The organism is Collimonas sp. GW821-FHT02H07 (assembly GCF_059421505.1).
Map to the genome: position 1 here is coordinate 1 of NZ_JBWKVC010000019.1, position 20,215 is coordinate 20,215.

At 54.1% G+C, this 20,215-nt stretch carries 15 protein-coding genes and 2 pseudogenes; 7 read left to right on the forward strand and 10 right to left on the reverse strand.

The annotated features are described in order from the left end of the window. Nucleotides 1-98: 98 nt before the first annotated feature. The 7 genes from AC07V8_RS22845 to tssH all read right to left on the reverse strand — a co-directional run bounded on the left by AC07V8_RS22845 (nucleotide 99) and on the right by tssH (nucleotide 10,437). Nucleotides 99-2,930: a type VI secretion system Vgr family protein gene (locus tag AC07V8_RS22845; RefSeq protein WP_494680434.1), complete on the reverse strand. Its 2,832-nt coding sequence runs from the start codon at nucleotides 2,928-2,930 to the stop codon at nucleotides 99-101. Nucleotides 2,931-2,979: 49 nt separating this feature from the next. Next, nucleotides 2,980-4,329: a type VI secretion system baseplate subunit TssK gene (tssK, locus tag AC07V8_RS22850; RefSeq protein ID WP_494680435.1), complete on the reverse strand. Its 1,350-nt coding sequence runs from the start codon at nucleotides 4,327-4,329 to the stop codon at nucleotides 2,980-2,982. Nucleotides 4,330-4,343: 14 nt separating this feature from the next. Beyond that, complete coding sequence (gene tssJ / locus AC07V8_RS22855) at nucleotides 4,344-4,820, reverse strand: type VI secretion system lipoprotein TssJ (RefSeq protein ID WP_494680436.1); 477 nt, start codon at nucleotides 4,818-4,820, stop codon at nucleotides 4,344-4,346. 172 nt (nucleotides 4,821-4,992) lie between these two features. Then, nucleotides 4,993-5,475, reverse strand: a complete 483-nt coding sequence (locus tag AC07V8_RS22860; RefSeq protein WP_494680437.1) for an Hcp family type VI secretion system effector — start codon at nucleotides 5,473-5,475, stop codon at nucleotides 4,993-4,995. Nucleotides 5,476-5,625: 150 nt separating this feature from the next. Continuing rightward, the gene (gene tssC / locus AC07V8_RS22865) at nucleotides 5,626-7,149 is read right to left on the reverse strand and encodes a type VI secretion system contractile sheath large subunit (RefSeq protein ID WP_494680438.1); all 1,524 of its coding nucleotides are present in this window, start codon (nucleotides 7,147-7,149) and stop codon (nucleotides 5,626-5,628) included. A gap of 15 nt (nucleotides 7,150-7,164) precedes the next feature. Further along, the gene (gene tssB, locus AC07V8_RS22870; RefSeq protein WP_211443017.1) at nucleotides 7,165-7,692 is read right to left on the reverse strand and encodes a type VI secretion system contractile sheath small subunit; all 528 of its coding nucleotides are present in this window, start codon (nucleotides 7,690-7,692) and stop codon (nucleotides 7,165-7,167) included. Between the two features lie 51 nt (nucleotides 7,693-7,743). Further along, nucleotides 7,744-10,437: a type VI secretion system ATPase TssH gene (gene tssH, locus AC07V8_RS22875; RefSeq protein WP_494680500.1), complete on the reverse strand. Its 2,694-nt coding sequence runs from the start codon at nucleotides 10,435-10,437 to the stop codon at nucleotides 7,744-7,746. 565 nt (nucleotides 10,438-11,002) lie between these two features. Here tssH and mnmH point away from each other — a divergent pair. Continuing rightward, a complete protein-coding gene (gene mnmH, locus AC07V8_RS22880) occupies nucleotides 11,003-12,028 on the forward strand; it encodes a tRNA 2-selenouridine(34) synthase MnmH (protein WP_494680439.1) in 1,026 nt (341 codons plus the stop codon). A 19-nt stretch (nucleotides 12,029-12,047) separates the two neighbouring features. On the opposite strand, the gene AC07V8_RS22885 is transcribed toward mnmH, so the two are convergent. After that, entirely contained in the window at nucleotides 12,048-12,368 is a 321-nt protein-coding gene (locus AC07V8_RS22885) for a hypothetical protein (RefSeq protein ID WP_494680504.1), read from the reverse strand. Nucleotides 12,369-12,614: 246 nt separating this feature from the next. Between AC07V8_RS22885 and AC07V8_RS22890 the strand changes: the two genes are divergently transcribed. The 4 genes from AC07V8_RS22890 (at nucleotide 12,615) to AC07V8_RS22905 (ending at nucleotide 17,354) form a co-directional block, all read left to right on the forward strand. Continuing rightward, nucleotides 12,615-14,102: an NCS1 family nucleobase:cation symporter-1 gene (locus AC07V8_RS22890; RefSeq protein WP_494680440.1), complete on the forward strand. Its 1,488-nt coding sequence runs from the start codon at nucleotides 12,615-12,617 to the stop codon at nucleotides 14,100-14,102. A gap of 11 nt (nucleotides 14,103-14,113) precedes the next feature. Next, nucleotides 14,114-15,514, forward strand: coding sequence for a dihydropyrimidinase (hydA, locus tag AC07V8_RS22895; RefSeq protein WP_494680441.1), 1,401 nt, complete (start codon nucleotides 14,114-14,116; stop codon nucleotides 15,512-15,514). A gap of 110 nt (nucleotides 15,515-15,624) precedes the next feature. Beyond that, the gene (locus AC07V8_RS22900; RefSeq protein WP_494680442.1) at nucleotides 15,625-16,872 is read left to right on the forward strand and encodes a Zn-dependent hydrolase; all 1,248 of its coding nucleotides are present in this window, start codon (nucleotides 15,625-15,627) and stop codon (nucleotides 16,870-16,872) included. A 269-nt stretch (nucleotides 16,873-17,141) separates the two neighbouring features. After that, complete coding sequence (locus AC07V8_RS22905; protein WP_494680443.1) at nucleotides 17,142-17,354, forward strand: hypothetical protein; 213 nt, start codon at nucleotides 17,142-17,144, stop codon at nucleotides 17,352-17,354. A 59-nt stretch (nucleotides 17,355-17,413) separates the two neighbouring features. Here AC07V8_RS22905 and AC07V8_RS22910 read toward each other — a convergent pair. Continuing rightward, nucleotides 17,414-17,554 (reverse strand): annotated as a pseudogene (locus tag AC07V8_RS22910) (hypothetical protein); the annotation flags it as partial. 238 nt (nucleotides 17,555-17,792) lie between these two features. Here AC07V8_RS22910 and AC07V8_RS22915 point away from each other — a divergent pair. After that, nucleotides 17,793-18,161, forward strand: a complete 369-nt coding sequence (locus AC07V8_RS22915; protein ID WP_494680444.1) for a nuclear transport factor 2 family protein — start codon at nucleotides 17,793-17,795, stop codon at nucleotides 18,159-18,161. Between the two features lie 574 nt (nucleotides 18,162-18,735). Beyond that, complete coding sequence (locus AC07V8_RS22920; protein WP_494680445.1) at nucleotides 18,736-19,689, forward strand: AraC family transcriptional regulator; 954 nt, start codon at nucleotides 18,736-18,738, stop codon at nucleotides 19,687-19,689. 59 nt (nucleotides 19,690-19,748) lie between these two features. Here AC07V8_RS22920 and AC07V8_RS22925 read toward each other — a convergent pair. Further along, nucleotides 19,749-19,895 (reverse strand): annotated as a pseudogene (locus tag AC07V8_RS22925) (DUF3363 domain-containing protein); the annotation flags it as partial. Nucleotides 19,896-20,215 lie beyond the last annotated feature (320 nt).

Below are 20,215 nucleotides of genomic sequence, written 5' to 3' on the forward strand. Positions count from 1 at the left end.
ATCCAGCTCGCAAAACCATTGCACCGTTGCGATGCAGGTGCGGCTGTGCAAATCGACGTGGGTGGTATTGCTTTTATTTGTTTTGAGAACGGTATTATTCATGATGCGTCCGTCGGTTTGGCGCCGTCGCGGCTCTGGATGAGATGAGCCCGGTAACCCTGGTTCGATAGCTGATGTTCACCACTGGCGGATAATTTCTGATGAACTTGTAGTTCCAGGTTCGTCCCGTCGCTTAATTTGACCTGATAGGCGGTGGTATCGCTTTGATGATTTTCAATTAAAATCTGTCCATATTCATCCGCCATACCGCTTTGTATCTTCGTTCCAGATTTGTAGAGTTGGTAGGGTTCGTTGGCAAATGCGCGACTTTGTTTTCCATGCGAAGTCAGATTCAATACCAGGCTGGCCGGCTCCGGCCGAGTGATTGGGGTAGCCAATATCGGGCTGGACAAGTTCGCCGGCCCAGTCAAGTTCTTGCTGGCTGAATGCACCAGCCAGCTGCCGCGAGTGCCGGTTTCAACTCCGCCAGCCTGCCACTTGGTATAGCTGCCGCCGCCGTTGATCAGTACCTCTTCCTTCGCAGTAATGGTGATACGGTTGGCGGTATGCGTAATGTTCAGCTTCGCAAGCACATTAATGCTGTCCTTGAGTGCCTTGATATCGATGTCGCCCGCCGCGGCGATCAGCTTCATGCCGAGCTGGTAGCTGAACAGACGGATGCCGTTCATGACACTGGCCAGGAGACGCTGCCCCACCGACAAGCTCAGATGCCCGCCGCTGGTCAGCGCAATATGCTCGCCGCTGGCAATATGCGTCGATTGCGGGGTGGTGCTCTCGATGCCGGCAGGGCTGGACAGCAGCAAATGCGGTGCCGTCAGTTCGCCCTGTTCGCCGTCTCCCTTGAGCGCATCGTTCTGCTCCTTGATTGCCTTGGCGACGTCGCTTTGGTCACCATTTTTGTCTTGAGCATCGAGCTGCTGTGCGTAGCCGGCATACTGCTCGATCTGGTCGCGAGCGTTGGTTAAACGCCGTAACGGTTCCTCAATTTCTTTGATGTGACCCTGGGCTTTATCGCGTGCATCGGTGGAAATGAGCATCCCCTTGCCGGCTCGGATAGCGCCGTGCCCCCCAGTCTCCAAGGCAAATCCTTGGCCCCGTTCATCCTTGCGGCCTTGATTATCTTCAATACGGGTGATGTACCCCAAACTCAGCTGGCTGTGCAGGTGATCCGATTTCAGCTGCGCCTGAATCTTGCCCTCACTGTCGTCCATCACCAGATGGTTGCTTCTCCCCCCTGCGGCGTTACCTCCGCCCGGTGTGAGCTCCCTGGAGCGAAAACCGGACAACGCTTGCTGGCTAGGTAATTGCCATGGCGGTAAATTGCTTTGGTTATGGACGCGGCCTGTGCAGATTGGCAAATCCGGATTGCCGCTGATAAATCCGATGAGAACTTCCTGCCCCATACGCGGGATATGCACGCCGCCCAGCTGGTTACCTGCCCATGGCGAAGAAACGCGGACCCAGCAGCAGCTGTTTTGGTCGTTTTGTCCGAGGCGGTCCCAGTGGAACTGTATCTTGATGCGCCCCAGATGATCAGTCCAAAGATCCTGATTTTCTGGCCCAACCACGATGGCAGACTCGACGCCAAACATCTTTGGCACCGACGTCTTGCTGGCAGGACGATAGCTGCCGGCGCCACGCAAGGGATAGACATCGAAATCGACCTCCACTTCGTGGCGTTGCGCGTTCGGATTACCCGGGCTTTGGGTTTCCTGGGCGACTTCCCGGATGGTCAGCTTGGTGCTGAGAATCAGGTAGTCGATATTGGCGGTGTTGCGTGGGTGAGCGTGGAGTTTGAAACTGTGACCTGGCTGCATACCCTTGAGGTGGCCACTGCCGTAGGCACGATAAGCCTTGCAGTGCAGCTGCTCCATGCGGATACGGGCCAGGAATTGGCCCTCGTCCAACGGTACATTGGTCGCCTGGTTCGGACCGGCTTTCGGCTGCGCGTAATGGCTATGACCGCTGCCAGCGCTGTGCCATTCATACACCTCGTGTTGATTATGGCCGGCATCCTTAATCGGGTCTTCCTGGGTGACGGTCAGGTCGGCGCGCGGTCTGGTGTAGTCGAAATCCCTGGTCGTAAAAATACCGGAAGCGAGTTTATTGGCGGGGACAAAGGCGTGGATATATTCTTCGTCAATCTTGGCGTTCGGCGTGTGGAACAGAACCGTTTGATAGGCTTCACTGGCATTGGGCCGATAACCGCCCATGTAGTCGGTAAAAATAAGACGATGCTTGCCATCGCTATGCTCAAAGAAATAGGAAATTCCCCAGGTTTCGCACAGCCGGCTCACAAAATGGAAAGTGCTTTCATTGAACTGGGTGGTGTAGTCGCGCTTCGGATAGGTGTCGATTAACCGCCATTCAATCGAATAGTTCAGACCGGACAACGACTCGTCGATGACTTCCTTGACCGTCTTGTCCTGATAAATTTTGCAGTCGGTGATCAGGGTGGCCATAGACAGCCAAGGCTTGAGCCGGACTTCGTAGAAGGCGTATCGGCCCTCGATGCGTAGGAACCTGGCATCGTCAATGATGCCGTTGATTTCGCGCACGCCGGCGCCGACGTTGCCCATGCCGCTCACGCCCATTTGTCCAGCAACGAAACTGCCGCTGCCTTCAAGCTGAATCTGTACGGACATTTCCTGGCCCAGCCATTCCTGCGTGTCGAAGTCAGCAGTTTGGCTAATCAGATGGTTTAAGGCATCGGGCGTCTTGAGGATGACTTGATAATCGAACAGGCTGTCCACGCCCTCTGTGCCAATAATCGATACCGCCACCAATGCTGGCTCGCTCATCAGTATCGGAATTACGGAACTGCTCACACTGAGTGTGCGGCTGGAGAATTTGTCAAATAGGGAAGTCATGCTCGGTCATCCTTTAGCTGTTTGTTCATTTCGCGACGGTGTGCTGCGGTTACTTTTCCCGCACGCCCCAGAGTTCCAGGCGCAATCCAGGGAAGTCGCCCGCAATGTGCATGGCCAGGCCGCCGTGCTTGAGAATGTGTTCCCACATCGGGCCGCTGTTGCCGAGCTCGTAATAGACGAAACCGGCATTGAACGGAATTTGCCGCGGCGGTACCGGCAACGCCGACATGCTGATACCAGGTAGATGCGAACGAATCAATTCCAGCAGGCGGTCGGATGGACCTACCTTGCTTTGCGCGGCGAATTGGGTGACCAGCAAATCCGGTGGCATCTGTGCGGCGACCGCGAGCACCACGTTGCCAAAACTCTGCAGCGTGGCTGGGTCAATCGACGCCAGGCGCATCCCATGCGGCCGGACTTCGAAGTCAATGCGTTGCGCGCTGCGCACCAGCACTTCGTTCAGCATCGCATGTACATCGTCAGTCAATTCCTTGAAAGTGACGTATGGATTGACGTGCTGGTAAGCTGGCCACTTCTTGGGACGACGGGTGGTGGTCCGAACGAAGGTCGACAGTTCGCCGCCAAAGCTGCACAGCAATGCATATAAGGCTTCTGGCGAAGTTTCCTGCACCGTGAGCATATGGTTGAGCAACGGCTCGTAGCGGTTGAGGATTTGCAGCAGCAGATAGTCGGAGACCTCGGCGGCGTCGGACGCCTTGCCGTCGGCGCCAGTCAGGCGCGATGCCAGCGTATTCCCGCGCAAATGGGTCAAACCTTGTATTTTTGTCACCCAGCTGGACAACAGCGTATTCGTGCCAATACCCGTCACCGGCGGAATCAGGTTGAAATCCAGTTCGGCGCTGCCATCCGAATGCAGCGCGGTGACCTTGGCAATCGGCAGGCCTATCCAGGCGTCCGTCAATTCCTTGTGCGGCAGCAGGCGTAAGCGCAACTGCGCCAGCTGCACCAACTTTGGGCCCTGGCCAATCGAATTGGCATCGCGCAGCTCTTCGTCTATCACAGCGTAGCGCGCCAGCGACCCGCCACTGCCTTCATCGAAGGTAGCTTCTTCGGCGTTCGGTGTGCGAATCGGCACTGCCAGATAAATCAGCTGGTCGATATGCTCCGGTTGAATGGTCAACGGCGGAGGCGGCGGCGTTTGCGCCGGCATCTGGAATGGCGTGCCGTCGGTAAAAATGCCCGCAGCACTCGAAATCACCAGTTTGCCAAGCGAGAGCGAGCCAATGTCGATGGCATAACGATGGAAACCCCAGTAGAACGGGGTCGACGATGCCGCGCGCAAATGCGCGTAGCTCTCCAGATAGCGCTCTTGCTGCTGAAAGAGTTGGGGCCGTAGGAACAAACCTTCGGTCCAGATGACTTTGTTATGCCAGCTCATGAAATACGCGCTTTCTACTTGATTTCGGTGATGTTGATGTCTTTGGTACGCAGCTCAATATTCAGCTTGGCCTTAGGCGAAGGCAGCACGCTGCGATACCAGGCGGCTTCCGGCGCGTCGGGCAATTTGTAGACTTGACGCCAGGTGGCATTGGGCAAATCGCGATACGCGGCCAGCACACCAATGGTGGTGGTGTCGGCATAGGATTGACGGCGGATGGTTTTACTGTCGCCAGGGCGCAGGATAAATTCGTCCTTGACCAGCATGTCGGCGCCTAACACAGCTTTGTCGGTATTCTGTAAGGTAAAAAAATCAGCTTGCTTGAATGCCTCGTCCGACTTCAATTCATAGATGCGTACCATGATGGGCGCGGCTTGTCCCTGGTCGGTTGGATTGACGCCGTCGGCGGCGCGAATCGCGATGTCGAGCTTGGTCGGCTCCTTGATCACCTGGGCATGACCGAGCGCCGGGATGGCAAGTAGCAGGAGCATCAAGCTCGACAAAACTGCAAGACGCCAGCGACGGAAATGTGTTCGAAGAGGGTTCATGAAGTTATCTGGTCATTCTCGGGGAGAGAGCATCGAAGCTCCGGTCTGACTAAATACCTGGGACCGGATATGCACGCAGGCATACCCAATCCCAGACGTGTCGATGCAACGGCAATTAGCCTTCTTTGTTGGCCTTGATGTCGTAGCTGGCAGTGACTGCGCCGCCGCTGCCGCCTTGCGCGTTCTGCACCATGTACTCTTGCATGACTTTGGCGAACGACAGACGCACTTGCTCGGAAATCCGTTCGTCTTTGCTGCTGCCGGAAGGCTTGACCATCGTCACGATGACATCGCTCATCGTGAGTTTCAGGTATTCCAACGGATTGCCGCCGGCTTTGCGCACCACGAGGACCGCCGTGTCGATGTGTTTGCCGCTCAGGCAGTACTTCATCAGGTTAGGGCTGGAACGGTCTACGAAATGGTCGAATGTCAGGTCTTCCACAGTCGCCTTGCCTGCACCGCCGCCGCTACCCGAATGCATATTGGTGTCCTGGCGGATTTCCCATGCCCAGTTGCTGACTTCGATTTCGTTCTTGTGCTTGTCGTCGCCAGATTCACCCTCGATGCCCGCGATTTTGATAAAAATATCTTGTGCCATAGTCATATTCCTTCTATTTGCGTTGAAAAAGTACTACCTAAAAATAGCAGACGAACTTGCGATATTCACGTTCCTTCTGCTGACTGCTACGAATCTTCGGTAAAACTAAAGTCGCAAAATGAGGCGCCGATTAAAGCTCCCCATCTTTCATCAAGCGGCTTGCTTAATAGACGGCAGCTTGGCGACGAGTCGCAGCGAAACAGTTAAACCTTCCAGTTGGAAGTGAGGGCGCAGGAAGAACTTGGCGCTGTAGAAACCAGGGTTGCCTTCGATTTCTTCCACAACGACTTCGGCCGCCGCCAACGGACGCTTGGCTTTGGTTTCCTGCGAAGAATTAGCAGGATCAGCATCGACGTAATGCATAATCCATTCATTCAACCAGCGCTGCATATCTTCACGTTCCTTGAACGCACCGATTTTGTCGCGCACGATGCATTTCAGGTAGTGCGCAAAGCGTGAGCTGGCAAACAGGTACGGCAGGCGTGCCGACAGGTTGGCGTTGGCCGTTGCATCGGCATCGTGATATTCCTGTGGCTTTTGCAGGGATTGGGCACCGATGAAGGTCGCGTGATCGGTGTTCTTGCGATGTACCAAGGGGATGTAGCCGGCGCGTGCGAGTTCAGCTTCGCGGCGGTCTGAAATGGCGATTTCTGTCGGACATTTCATGTCGATGCCACCATCGTCGGTCGGGAAGGTGTGGCATGGCAGGTTTTCGACAGTACCGCCGGATTCGACGCCGCGAATCATCGTGCACCAGCCGTAGTTCTTGAAGCTGCGGTTGATATTGACCGCCATCGCGTAAGCCGCGTTGCTCCAGATGTACTTCTTGTGATCCGCGCCGTCGGTTTGCTCTTCAAAATTGAATTCATCCACCGGGTTGGTTTTAGCACCATATGGCAGACGCGACAGGAAGCGCGGCATGGCCAAGCCGATGTAGCGCGCATCGTCGGTGTCACGCAGTGAATTCCAGGCGGCATGTTCCAGATTCGAGGTAATCTTGGCCAAATCGCGTGGGTTGGCCAATTCCTGCCAACTTTCCATTTGCAAAGAAGATGGCGACCCGCCCGCAATAAACGGAGCGTGTGCCGCGGCAGAGATTTTGGCAATCGCGCTCAGCAGTTCTACATCAGGTGGCGTGTGGTCGAAATAATAGTCGGCCACCAGGCAGCCGTATGGCTCCCCGCCGAGTTGACCAAACTCTTCTTCGTAGATGCGCTTGAAGACTGGACTTTGGTCCCACGCAATGCCCTTATGACGGCGCATGGTGCGGCGCAATTCGTCCTTGGAGATATCCATTACGCGGATTTTGAGTTGCTCATCCGTTTCCGTATTGGTGACCAAGTGACTCAGGCCACGCCAGGCCGACTCCAGTTGCTGGAATTCTTCCTTGTGCAGAATCAGATTGATTTGCTCGGACAGCTTGCGGTCAATCTCAGCGATGACAGATTCGATAGCCGAATAGGCGTCGTCGCTGATGGTTTGCGTATTGGCCAACGCTTGCTGCGCCAGGGTGCGCACGGCAGCTTCGACGGCGTCGCGCGCCTGGTCGGTTTTTGGCTTGAATTCGCGGTCAAGCAATGCCGAGAATTCATCGGGAGTAGCAAATTGGGTAGCAGCTTGACCGACAGATAATTTGGCAGTTGCGCCGGCAGCAGTCGTTTTTTGGACGCTCATGGTTTTCCTTCTCTTTTAATTCAACTTGGTTGCGGTGTCGGCGCCATTCGGCTTGGGAGTTGCCGCCAGGGCCTGCATCAAGGCAGGGTCCTGCAACAGCTTGTTGACAAGGCCTTCCGCACCGGACTTGCCGTCCATGTAGGTTTGCAGATTGGAGAGCTGTGTGCGCGCCTGCAGGAGCTGGTTCAGCGCATCGACTTTGCTGGCGACGGCCGCTGGCGAGAAGTCATCCATGCTCTCGAAAGTGATATCGACCATTAGATGTCCGTCGCCGGACAAAGTATTCGGCACCGAGAAGGCGACACGTGGGGCAATCGCTTTCATGCGCTCATCGAAATTATCAATATCGATTTCAAGAAATTTGCGGTCTGCAACCGCTGGCAGCGGTGCGACTGGCTTGCCAGACAAATCGGCGAGCACACCCATGACAAATGGCAGTTCGATTTTCTTTTCGGCGCCGTAGATTTCAACGTCGTATTCAATCTGAACACGGGGCGCGCGATTGCGGGCGATGAATTTTTGCGAATTATTGCTGCTGCTCATAAAAACTCCCTTCAAGTAAGGTGGGGCGATGATGCGATTGTTAAAATGGGCTTAGTCGTAACTGGTCTCGTAGCGAAGCCCTCCATCTGCGTGTTGTGGGTCAAAGTCGAGATGGATACGGGTAATACTGCGATGCGTGTTACGGTTTTCTTCCATTGAGGAAAACCAAAGCCGCGACAGCTTGGGCAAAATGCGCTGCTCAATAAAACTGACCAGCAACCGTGCGCCGGACTCGGAAGTGCCGCATTGGTCAACGATGTGGGCAACCACCGCGTCGCTAATTTCCAGGGCAACGTGGTGTTGCGTGCGCATACGCGCAATGACTTTGTCCAAATGCAGTCGAACAATACGAATGAGAGATGCGTCATCCAGCGGCAAATATGGCACCACGGCGAGACGGCCAAGGAAGGCTGCAGGAAAGACTTTGCGCAACTCAGGTTGCAAGGCTGACGCAAGCGCCTCCGAGGTAGGCGCCGTATCAGGGTCCTCACACAAGGCAGAAATCAATTCCGAACCGGAGTTGCTGGTCAACAGAATGACGGTATTCTTGAAATCGATGAATTTGCCTTCGCCATCTGCCATCCAGCCTTTGTCGAAGACTTGAAAGAACATTTCATGTACATCGGGATGGGCTTTTTCGATTTCATCGAGCAGTACTACGCTATAGGGCCGGCGACGTACGGCTTCTGTCAGCACGCCACCCTCGCCATAGCCGACATATCCTGGCGGCGAGCCTTTCAGCGTGGAGACGGTGTGCGCTTCCTGGTACTCGCTCATATTCACGGTGATGAGATTCTGTTCACCGCCATAGAGCGTTTCGGCCAATGCCAGTGCCGTTTCGGTTTTACCGACACCGGAAGGTCCGACCAGCAGGAATACACCAACCGGCTTATTAGGGTCCGTGAGGCGCGCCTTGGAAGTCAAAATGCGCTCACCCAACATTGCCAGAGCGTGCGGCTGCCCTATGACGCGTTGCTCCAGGGTCTGGGGCAACTCCAGCACCGCGCTGATTTCGTCCTTGACCATTCTACCTAGGGGTATGCCGGTCCAATCTGACACAATCGCGGCAACGATGGCTTCGCTGACATGCGGCGTGATAAGTGGCGTATCTTGCTGTAGCCCGGCAAGTTTCACTTCCAACTCACTCAGTTCCGCCAATGTCGGAGGTGATGCGCTATTGTCCTTATCCTCGGTTTTATCTTGTGCGGCAAGTAGTGCGCTGCGTTTATGAATGATTTCTTCGACGAGCGCGCGCTCTTCATGCCAACGCGCGTCCAGTTCGGATAGTTCTTGTTGAAGAGTTGACAGCCATATTTCAACCTCTGACAGACGCAGCGTATTAGCGTGGCCGATGCTGGCTTCACGAACAATAAGTTCGCGTTCAAGTTGTGCCGCGGCCATGCTTTGACGAAGATATTCCACACGTGCAGGCGGAGCGTGTAATGACATGGCGACTCGTGCGCAGGCTGTGTCCAGCAAACTAATGGCCTTGTCTGGGAGCTGGCGGGCAGGTATGTAGCGGTGGGACAGGGTGACGGCAGCGCGTACTGCATCGTCCATAATCCACACCTTATGGTGCTCGGTAAAAGTTCCGACCAATCCACGCACCATGTTGATTGCGGCGACTTCTTCCGGTTCCATCACCTGTAGCACCTGGAAGCGGCGAGTCAACGCCGGGTCCTTTTCGATATGGCGCTTGTATTCGCTCCAGGTGGTGGCGCCAATGGTTCGTAGCGTGCCGCGTGCTAAGGCTGGTTTCAGCAGATTGGCAGCATCGCCGGTACCGGCTTGTCCGCCGGCGCCAATCAAGGTGTGGATTTCATCGATGAACAGAATGACCGGAACCGGAGAGCGCGTGGCTTCTTCAAGTAGTCCTTTTAGGCGCGACTCGAATTCGCCCTTCATACTGGCGCCAGCCAGCAACGCGCCCACATCCAGGCTCAGTAGACGTACCTCGCGCAATGCCGGCGGCACCTCCTGTTTCGCAATCGCGAGTGCCAAGCCCTCGACGACTGCAGTTTTACCGACGCCGGCTTCCCCAGTCAGCAGGGGATTGTTTTGTCGTCTGCGCAGCAGGATGTCGACCATGGTACGGATTTCATGTTCGCGACCGATAACGGGGTCAATGCGCCCAGCGCGGGCGCTTTCAGTCAGGTCCGTGCAGTACTGCGCCAAGGGTGACTTATCCGACGCCGGATTCGTCATCGCGCGACTGGCTTCCCCTGGTACGGCTGCAGGCAGACCAGAACCATCGTGTGACGACTCGTGACTTTCCGGCGACTCAAGCACAATCGCAGGTAAAAGGTCGGCAAGGTCTTGTGAAGGAATTTTGGAAAATGCAGGAGAAATACTGAGCAGCACGCGCCGTAATTCAGGTGTTTCAACCAACGCGCACAGTAACCAGGCGCCGCGGATGCGGTAGTCGCCCGCGAGTAAAGTGGCAGTCACCCATGCACGCTCAATCGCAGTTTCAACATGATGAGAAAAATCGCTGATGGACGTCGCACCCGCTGGAAGCGACGCCAATGCGGAAGCCAAATCTCGGTCCAGTGTCGCTGTGTCGATTTGAAAATGCCGCAAGACACGCTGCCAATCGCCGTCAGGAAGTTGATGCAACTGGTTCAGCCAATGCACCAACTCGACATAGGGATTACCGCGCAGTTTGCAAAAGGTTGTCGCGGATTCTATCGCCTTGAAAAGCGTGGTATCGAGTTTGCCGAAAAGAATATTGCGGGAAAGACTCATCGCGATGTACCTATTCTGGGTTATTTTTCTGCGCGGCATCGCAGTGGGGGGATAGAAATCATAGTGAGCAACAACAGTATTTTTCGTAAATACCGCGTACATTTCACGACTCTTCATAGAATTTCAGAAGGGTCCATCTCTTTTCTGAAATTATTTTTCGCCGTACTACATGCCTGCAAATAATTTCACAGATAAATTAAACTAGCTATAAGACAAATCCCAATTTCGCCATTGTTTGCAAATATTTTTATCGAGAAAAAGTCATAGAATGTTAGGCAGTGTCATGATCTATAAAGTATGTTTTTCAACGTGCTATTTATTATCTGAATCGGCTCAGTAAAATGAAAACAGTCAGCGCGAATAATGGTGCTCAGCTTGAAGTTTTTCATTAATTGCACGCAGCCTTTACTGGCGCAAATCACATTTGAATTGCATAGAAAAAAACGAACGAATCAAGAGTCAATTGTCTGATTTACGATTGCGAAAACCAATAGGCCTAATTTCTAGGGGAAGTTAAAAATTGAGGTAATCTATAGGGTTACTAAAAATTTGCGCATTGCGGAAAATGGACGACTTTAAAAATTACGACCTCATCATCGATGCACGTTGCCCCCGTGAATTTGCGGAGGACCATATTCCTGGAGCTGTCAATTTTCCAGTGGTGAACGACGATGAATATGCAGAAGTGGGAACGTTGCATCGCACAGACCCGATGGGCGCCTATAAAATCGGCGTGCAGTATTCGTTGATGAACATCGCCAGGCATTTGGGTGAAAGTTTCGATACCTATAACCGCAAGAGCCGCATACTTGTTTACTGTTTTCGCGGCGGCAAACGTAGCCGCCTGTGGTGCGATGCGCTCGAGGTCATCGGCTATCGCGTAGAGCGCCTCAAGGGTGGGTGGAAGGAATATCGCCGCAGCGTCAACGAACAACTCAAGAACTTGCCAGGAACGTATCGCTACAACGTCTTAACCGGCCCGACAGGATGCGGCAAAACACGCTTGCTCACTGCATTGCATCTGGCCGGCGCCCAAGTCCTGGACCTCGAAAAATTAGCCGTTCATCGCGGCTCAGTCATCGGCGCCATTCCTGGGCACACACAGCCATCACAAAAACTGTTTGACAGTTTTTTGTTGCGCCAACTTTCCACCTATTCAGCCGACCGTCCAATATGGGTAGAGGCCGAGAGTAAGAAAATCGGGAATGTTCAGTTACCGGAAAATTTACTGGTGGCCATGAGAGCGGGCGTCACTCTGCAGGTGGAGACATCCATGCCGCAACGGGTAAAAATGTGGCGGGAAGATTACGCGCATTTCGAGAGCGACCCGAATTCGCTGGTGGCGAAGCTGCAATTCCTTCGGCCTTTGGTCGGCAACGCGGAAGTGGCCGCATGGGAGGATTTGGCCAACAAGCGCGAAATTCCGGCCTTGTTTGAACGCCTGATGCGCTCGCATTACGATGTTGCATATCGCCGGTCCAGCTTGCGCAACTATCCAATGATAGACAGTTCCCCAGTCCTGGCGCTTGGCGACTTATCCCCGGAAGCTCTCTTTCCAATTGCAAAGCAACTCATCGATCAATATGAGTGATGCAGCGTTAGCTGGCGTTCTATTTTTTCGAATGGCCGACAGCTAACGCCCCATACCTGCTTGTCGTAATTCTTAAAAGCAGACTCTCAACGCGATTGACCCTGCATATTTTTTTATTGTCTGTATCTGAGCAGTTTTTTGCCACCGACAGTTCAACTGGCAGCAGTTTAACCTCCGCTTCCGTCGAGTCAATCTGCATCACACTAAGTCGACAAATTTTATTGCCGATATCAAGCGCAACCGAGAAGCCGTGCTTGCAGCACCGCTCATTTCCCGATAGACCGGCATCGATTTCCTTCAAAAATCCAATGATCTGTTCTTCATTGAATCGCTTCTTCATCGTCCGTTCTTTTGAGAATCGGACCCTGCTGCGTTATGAAGCTTATGTTGGGAAGCAGACCAGTGGCGGGTCAGTGAGTGCCGCTTAATGGTTTTTAAAACGCCGGATATTTTTTGCATATTGCAATAAATATAGCTGCACGGATTTACTTGGATGTTTTTTTAAGACACGTCCAATTGCTAAATGTTGAAAAAAATTGCAAATTCATAAAAGACAATTTTCATCATCATTACGGAGATCAAAACTGTGAATCGAGATTTATCAGATAGCAATGGGCTCTGGAATGAAGACCTGGCACCGACCAAGGCCAGTCAACGTACATGGCGCTGGTATCACTTTGCCGCGCTGTGGATCGGCATGGTGATGTGTATTCCTGCCTACACACTTGCCGCCAGTCTGATTGAAGGCGGTATGTCGTGGAAGCAGGCTGTGGCGACGGTGTTTTTGGCTAATGTCATAGTGCTGTTGCCGATGTTATTGATTGGCCATGCCGGCACGAAATATGGCATTCCTTATGCCGTGCTTGCACGTTCTTCGTTCGGCACTGCTGGGGCACGTTTGCCAGCCCTGTTGCGCGCGATTGTCGCCTGTGGCTGGTATGGGATCCAGACTTGGTTTGGCGGCATGATGATCTATACCTTGATCGGTGTGATGCTCGGCCATCCTCTCGGCGGCGACAAGATCGCCGGACTAGGCATCAATGCTGCGCAATTTGCGTGCTTTGTCGGGTTCTGGGCCATTCAATTCTGGTACATCCTGCATGGTATCGAGTCGATTCGCAAGTTGGAAACTTATACCGCGCCGATCAAGATCGTGATCTGCTTTGTCCTACTTGGCTGGGTCTACAACAAGGCTGGCGGTTTTGGCCCAATGCTTGAACAACCGTCGCAATTCGTAGCCGGAGGAAAAAAAGCCGGGCAGTTCTGGGCGGTCTTCTGGCCGTCGCTGACTGCCATGGTCGGTTTCTGGGCCACCTTGGCATTGAATATCCCTGACTTCACCCGTTTCGCCAAAACGCAACGGGATCAGGTGATTGGGCAGGCGGTTGGCTTGCCTGTGCCGATGGGTCTGCTGGCAATGCTGGCCGTGGTCGTGACGTCGGCCACCGTTGTGCTCTATGGCGAGGCGATATGGGATCCCGTCGACCTGGCCAGCCGCATGACCGGAGTTGCAGTGTTGATCGCTCTGATTGTTCTCTTGATTGACACCGCCAGCGTGAATCTGGCCGCGAATCTGGTTGGCCCGGCTTATGATTTTTCATCGCTCAGCCCGAATCATATTTCCTACAAAGCTGGCGGCTATCTGACAGCATTCATTGCGATCGCGATGATGCCGTGGAAAATACTCGAAAGCTCCCAAGGCTACATTTTCACTTGGCTGATCGGTTATTCCGCGCTATTAGGCCCGATCGCCGGCGTTCTTATTGTTGATTATTATCTGATCCGAAAAACGCAACTCGACGTCGATGAACTCTATAAACATAACGGAAAGTATTCATATGGAAACGGCTGGAACACGGCCGCGATCATCGCCTGTGTTCTTGGGGTGTTGCCGAATATTCCGGGATTTTTGAATGCGGCTTTCCCGGTGTCTTTTGCGGATATCCCGAATGGATTCAAGATAATTTACACCTACGCCTGGTTTGTCGGCGTTGCCATTTCTGCTCTTGTCTATGGTGTGTTGATGGTCAGGAAGCAAGAGTCCTTTCCGGTTGCACCTGTGCGTCAGCGCTGAGGAAAAACATCATGTCTATCGTAATTTGCGGCGGTACCGTGGTTAACGCAAACAGTGAGTTTCGCGCAGACGTTCTGTGCCAGGACGGAAAGATCGTCGCCATCGGTGAAAATCTCGACGCCCCGCCGGGTGCGGAAGTGATTGATGCCGGTGGTCAGTATGTGCTGCCAGGCGGTATTGATCCGCACACTCACATGCAGTTGCCTTTCATGGGGACAGTCACTGCCGATGATTTTTTTACCGGAACGGCTGCGGGCCTGGCCGGCGGCACGACCACGATCATGGATTTCGTCATACCTAATCCACAGCAATCCTTGATGGAGGCGTATCAGACTTGGCGCGGCTGGGCCGAGAAGTCGGCAGGCGACTACACTTTCCACGTCGCGGTCACTTGGTGGGACGATTCAGTACACACCGATATGGAAATCCTGGTCCGGGATCATGGGGTCAATAGTTTTAAGCATTTCATGGCCTACAAGAACGCGATCATGGCGGACGATGAACTGTTGATGAAGGGTTTCGCCCGGTCATTGGAACTGGGGGCGATACCGACGGTGCATGCGGAGAACGGCGAACTGGTTTTTCAGTTGCAACAGGCGTTGTTGAAACAAGGGAGGACTGGTCCGGACGCGCATCCCTTGTCGCGTCCGCCAGTGGCGGAAGATGAAGCCGTCAACCGTGCAATCGCCATTGCAAATGTACTCAACACGCCCATTTATATCGTGCACGTTTCGTGTGCCGACTCGCTGGCAACGATCGCTCGGGCGCGCGCCAAAGGTCAACGGGTATTTGGCGAAGCACTGGCCGGCCACCTGGTGGTTGACGACAGCGTGTATTGCAATGCCGATTTTAATTTCGCAGCCGCGCATGTGATGAGTCCGCCGTTTCGCTCCAGGGAACATCAGGCAGCGCTTTGGCAAGGTTTGCAAACCGGCGATCTGCATACGACCGCAACTGATCACTGCACTTTTTGCGAAGAACAGAAAGCGAACGGACGCGGTGACTTCACCAAAATCCCGAACGGCTGTGGTGGCGTTGAAGACCGGATGGCCGTAATCTGGGACGCCGGAGTAAACACAGGAAAATTGACGCCTTCGGAATTCGTCCGTGTGACATCAAGTAATGCGGCGCAGATTTTTAATATGTTTCCGCGTAAAGGCGTCATTGCGGTTGGCGCAGATGCAGATATCGTGGTCTGGGATCCGCAAGGCACGCGCACTATTTCTGCCAAGACGCAATTTGCCAAAGGTGGCTTCAACGTGCTGGAAGGACGCACCGTTCGCGGTATTCCCAGCCACACGCTCAGCGCTGGAAAATTGGTGTTTCGTCACGGTGAGTTGCGCGCCGTGAGAGGTGCGGGACGTCATGTGGACCGCCCGCCATTTTCGCCGATGTTAGATGCCTTGGGTTGACTGGCCAAGACGTCTATCTCGATCCATTTTCCATGATGAAGTGCATTGAATGCGTAGATAGCAGGTACAACGCCCGCGTGGGTAGAGTTAAAAAAATAGGATTGCAAAGAATGGATACCGACACATTGGCAGTAAACGGTGAGCGCCTGTGGCGCTCCCTCATGGCGCTCGCCGAGATCGGAGCGACAGTAAAAGGCGGTGTTAAACGCCTGGCTTTGACCGATCTGGACAAACAAGGCCGCGACTTGGTCATTTCGTGGGGGAGGGAAGCCGGTTTGCATATCACAGTCGACAAAATCGGAAACGTGTTCATGCGGCGGGATGGCCTTAACAAGACGCTGCCGCCAATCATGTCAGGTAGTCATATCGACACCCAGCCCACAGGCGGAAAATTCGATGGCAATTATGGTGTGCTGGCGGCTCTGGAGGTGGTTCGTACGCTGAATGAACAAAACATCCAGACCCAAGCGCCGATTGAAGTCGCGATTTGGACCAATGAAGAGGGATCGCGCTTTGTTCCCGTGATGATGGGCTCTGGCGTGTTCTGTGGCGCTTTCACCTTGGAGCATGCGTACGCGGCGAGGGATGCCGACGGCAAGAGTGTACGTGACGAACTGGAACGTATTGGCTATATCGGCGACGAGCAGTCAGGACAACATCCGGTTGGGGCTTATTTCGAGGCGCATATCGAGCAAGGGCCCGTATTGGAAAATGCCGATAAAGTGATCGGTGTGGTACCTGCGGTGCTTGGCCTTTCCTGGTACGACTGCGAAGTCACGGGAATGGAGGCGCACGCAGGCCCGACCCCAATGCCACTGCGCAAGGATGCCTTGCAGGTAGCAATAAAAATCATGGAGGAAACGGTAAATATTGCGCATCGTTATCCGCCCTACGGACGCGGCACTGTCGGGTTCATCGAGAATTTTCCGAACAGCCGCAATGTGATTCCGGGGCGAGTCAGGTTCAGCATCGATTTGCGCAATGTAAGCGAAGTTTTGCTCAATAAAATGCACGACGAGATGTTGTCGTTTGTCGAGAAACTGCGTAAAGAAACCGGGCTTGAGATTAAGATTCAGCGCGTATCACATTACCCTCCGTGCCCATTTCATCCAGATTGCGTTGCTGCTGTACGGCAAGCGGCCTCCAAGCTTGGTTATTCCACGATGGACGTGGTCTCCGGTGCTGGTCACGATGCCATTTATGTCGCCCGGGTGGCGGCGTCTGGCATGATCTTTGTGCCTTGCAAAGACGGAATCAGCCATAACGAAATCGAGGATGCCAAGCCAGAGCATCTCGAGGCTGGTTGCAATGTCTTGTTGCACGCAATATTGGATCGCGCGCAGATCACTTCTACTTGACCAGACACAGACGGCGCGCAGCATGACCATTGAGGGCAACAAGCGGGTGTCCGACAATGCATGCGGGACTGTAGAAAAGGGGGATGCTGCTATTCAGATGTGGCTTGCCAGTGTCGAATAATTCCACGTCTATTACTTCCGTCCCCTTGCCCACTCAATAATTTTCAGCAAAGAACTTTATTTCCGAATATTGGACGAGGGCGCAGTCGAAGGCCTTTCAGCACATCTGAACCTGCTGGTGGCGGCGGAGATGACCGAGAGGCCGTGCCTTGCCGGGCGAAGTGCTGAAAGGAACGGTGGAAAGCCTGGGGCCGGCCAGCGGAGTCAGATATTCTGCCGTTGCGCCACACAACGCCACCGGCAACTTCACGAAGATCGTTCAGCGCTTGCCTGTTCGTATTCGCATCAATGCTGGCCAGCCTGTGGCGGCGAAGCTGCGAGTAGGTATGTCCGTAACACCGAAGATCCATATCGGCAATTGACTTTAACCAATGTTCAACCAAAGCTACCCCCAGTAGGGCCTTCGGCGTCAACCGTGCAATCAGCCAAAAGTGAAGGCAAACGCGCCGACGCCTGCATCGAGAAAACAAATTTCGAAGGTGGATTCCTTCACCCTGCCAAACTGGCGCACAAGTTGGTAAAGGCGTGACTCGGTGACGATACCGTTGCCTTCCGCATCGGTAACCCCCGCCGCTTGGCTATCGTAGCGTCGACGTGATGCGAAACCCCATGGCCCAGCCACGCGCGTGCGCACCAACACCAAACCGTCGGCGCAGATCGCTTTCAACCAACCGTTCAATGCTTGCATCAGCCCACTATAGCAAGATGAGACGAAGTGATATGTAGTTGCGCGATATCGGCATGGATCATCTTCCTCCAATGGTTTCTAATGAGGTTCTTTCAAACCTTAGGGGCCAGATATGGAAGCTAGAGACCACATCAAACAAGTGATAGAGACCATCTACGACAAAGTCTTCAACCAGGGACAAGGGGACTTGTATCCGGGCCTCGTGGCTGGCCCGTACATTCAGCACAACCCATTATTCCCGGATGGGCTGGAGGCCATCGTGGGCTACATCAATCAGGCCGGGCCCATCCCCTGTGAGGTCAAGCGCATCGCGATCGATGGCGATCTGGCCTTTGTGCACGTGCGCTACTTGAACTGGGCTGGCCAAGAAACCGCAGGCGTCGACATCTTCCGTTTCGATGCCGACGGCAAGATCGTCGAGCACTGGGATGTGCTGCAGCCGGTGCCGAAGAATGCAAACAACGCGAACACGATGTTCTGAGCGAACAGAAAGGATATTGACATGACGAAACCGATAGATATGGGTAACGTGGAATTCATCGAAGTCGATGGCTTGAAGATCCGCTTTCAACGCCATCGAGTCGGCGAGGGAATTCCCTTGGTGCTCACCAGCCCCTGGCCGGAAAGTCTCTACGCTTTCCACCGGGTCACTTCGCCTGGGAGGATTGTGCGGACGAGTACGCAGCGGCGATCCTTGAATGGATTCGAGGCAGCTACAAAACAATCTAGGGCGGCATGTGGTGGTGTCGTCGCCCCGCACTATGCGTTATTGCTTGCCACTCCCCCCGTTGTCTGGCAATGCCAGTTCCCACTATTCATCGACGTAACGGAAGTCAGACATTCTCGCGCCTGCCAATTCGCTGCGACTCCGACCGGAGCTCGGACGCGCCCTGGTTGAAGAGGCGCGTGTAGATGGTGCCGATTGCGGCTTAGAGACGATCCTATTCATGGTTTCACCCCCTGGTTGTGGTGGGCTGTATTAAATTAGCAGCGAAGAAGATGAACCATGCATAAAATTCATAAACACATATCAATTCGTCTTATTCTGCTAACGTATGGTGATGGACGCATTAAATGGTTGGTTGAAAGTAGTTCGGGCCGATGGCTTGGTGCTGGTGCGCACTCGCGTGGCCGGGCCATGGGGGTTTGCGGCGCAAGCTCGCGATGCTGTGGTGTTTCATTTCGTCGCAGAAGGACGAGCCTTCGTCCGCCAAGTCGATGCAGAACTCATCGAGCTTCAGGCTGGCGAAATGGTCATATTTCCGCGTGGCAGCGCGCATGAGGTGGCCTATTCGAAGCGCGGCCGAGTCATGCCGCTCGAATCCTTCCTCGCCCTACGCGATGGTGTTCTCGACAGCGTTCCAAAGGCCACCACGTTAATTTGCGGCCAGTTCGACCTGGATCAGCACCTGACGCTTCCTGCCCTGCGAGCATTACCGCAAGTCGTGGCGTTGCGCGCTGGAATGGAACCTGGCGATTCATCGCTGAGCGATACGCTGCGCATGCTGCGCCACGAAGTCGAGACGCCGAACTTCGGCAACCATATCGTAGTGCGCAACCTACTCTCGTCCCTGTTTGTTTACTTCATGCGCGGGTGGGCCGATGCTTCCTCGCCGGAGGCGAACGACTGGTTTTCAGCTTTGCGCTCACCGCACATGACGCGGGTTCTCGCGCGCATACACGAAGCCCCCGGCCATGCCTGGACATTGGAGCAACTCGCAAAAGAAGCTGGCTTGTCGCGCGCTGCTTTCGCCCGCAACTTCTGCGCTTTGGTCGGCGAGCCGCCGCACCAATATCTGACGCGCTGGCGCATGGGAATTGCCGCGCAACTCTTGGAGGAAACCGAGCTGCGACTTGGCGAGATCGCCTCGCGCGTTGGCTATAAGTCGGAGTTTTCGTTCAGTCGTGCCTTCAAGTTGGCGCGCGGGATCTCGCCGATCCAGTACCGCCGCGCACCACGGCGCCATGCTCCTACCGGCCAGCGTGATCCTGGATCAACTGCGACATAGGCCTTCGTACGAGTGCATTCAGGGACAGACGCTGATTACTATGGCCAAGACAGATATGTTCAAACTGACGGCCCACGCTTTCTGCCAAGCTCCCAGGACACGTCACCACCGCGGACTGTCGCGGCAAGTTGCTACCCCAGTCGACGTTCAAGCACCAGCTTCCACGGCACCAGGCTGAATACCATGCCGTCATCAAGCGTGCTCCAGCAGACTTTTTTCGTCGCCTCTTCTGGCAACCAAAGCAATATAGATTCGTCGCATTAGATCCCGACGATACTAGGCACCCATGTCATTTTCCGAATGGAATCGACAGTGTGGGCGAGAAAATTGAATGGCTGGAATTTCGCATTGATGAAACCCAAGAAGTGAAACACCGATTCGCCCTCCTTGATTGCCGCCCCAAAATGGGAGGATGAACACAGAGTTACGATTGTGATTCGCGACGGTATTCCAATCGGCATTGACGACTACTCGGTAGATTTAAAAAAATATGACAACGCCTAGCAGTCGTTCACTAATGCCTGTT

What these genes read in the sequence shown, in the direction of transcription:
- tssH (WP_494680500.1), bottom strand. Translation starts at nt 10,437, where the DNA reads ATGAGTCTTTCCCGCAATATTCTTTTCGGCAAACTCGATACCACGCTT.
- AC07V8_RS22860 (WP_494680437.1), bottom strand. Translation starts at nt 5,475, where the DNA reads ATGGCACAAGATATTTTTATCAAAATCGCGGGCATCGAGGGTGAATCT.
- AC07V8_RS22845 (WP_494680434.1), bottom strand. Translation starts at nt 2,930, where the DNA reads ATGACTTCCCTATTTGACAAATTCTCCAGCCGCACACTCAGTGTGAGC.
- tssK (WP_494680435.1), bottom strand. Translation starts at nt 4,329, where the DNA reads ATGAGCTGGCATAACAAAGTCATCTGGACCGAAGGTTTGTTCCTACGG.
- mnmH (WP_494680439.1), top strand. Translation starts at nt 11,003, where the DNA reads ATGGACGACTTTAAAAATTACGACCTCATCATCGATGCACGTTGCCCC.
- AC07V8_RS22885 (WP_494680504.1), bottom strand. Translation starts at nt 12,368, where the DNA reads ATGAAGAAGCGATTCAATGAAGAACAGATCATTGGATTTTTGAAGGAA.
- AC07V8_RS22915 (WP_494680444.1), top strand. Translation starts at nt 17,793, where the DNA reads ATGGAAGCTAGAGACCACATCAAACAAGTGATAGAGACCATCTACGAC.
- tssC (WP_494680438.1), bottom strand. Translation starts at nt 7,149, where the DNA reads ATGAGCGTCCAAAAAACGACTGCTGCCGGCGCAACTGCCAAATTATCT.
- AC07V8_RS22920 (WP_494680445.1), top strand. Translation starts at nt 18,736, where the DNA reads ATGGTGATGGACGCATTAAATGGTTGGTTGAAAGTAGTTCGGGCCGAT.
- tssJ (WP_494680436.1), bottom strand. Translation starts at nt 4,820, where the DNA reads ATGCTCCTGCTACTTGCCATCCCGGCGCTCGGTCATGCCCAGGTGATC.
- AC07V8_RS22900 (WP_494680442.1), top strand. Translation starts at nt 15,625, where the DNA reads ATGGATACCGACACATTGGCAGTAAACGGTGAGCGCCTGTGGCGCTCC.
- tssB (WP_211443017.1), bottom strand. Translation starts at nt 7,692, where the DNA reads ATGAGCAGCAGCAATAATTCGCAAAAATTCATCGCCCGCAATCGCGCG.
- hydA (WP_494680441.1), top strand. Translation starts at nt 14,114, where the DNA reads ATGTCTATCGTAATTTGCGGCGGTACCGTGGTTAACGCAAACAGTGAG.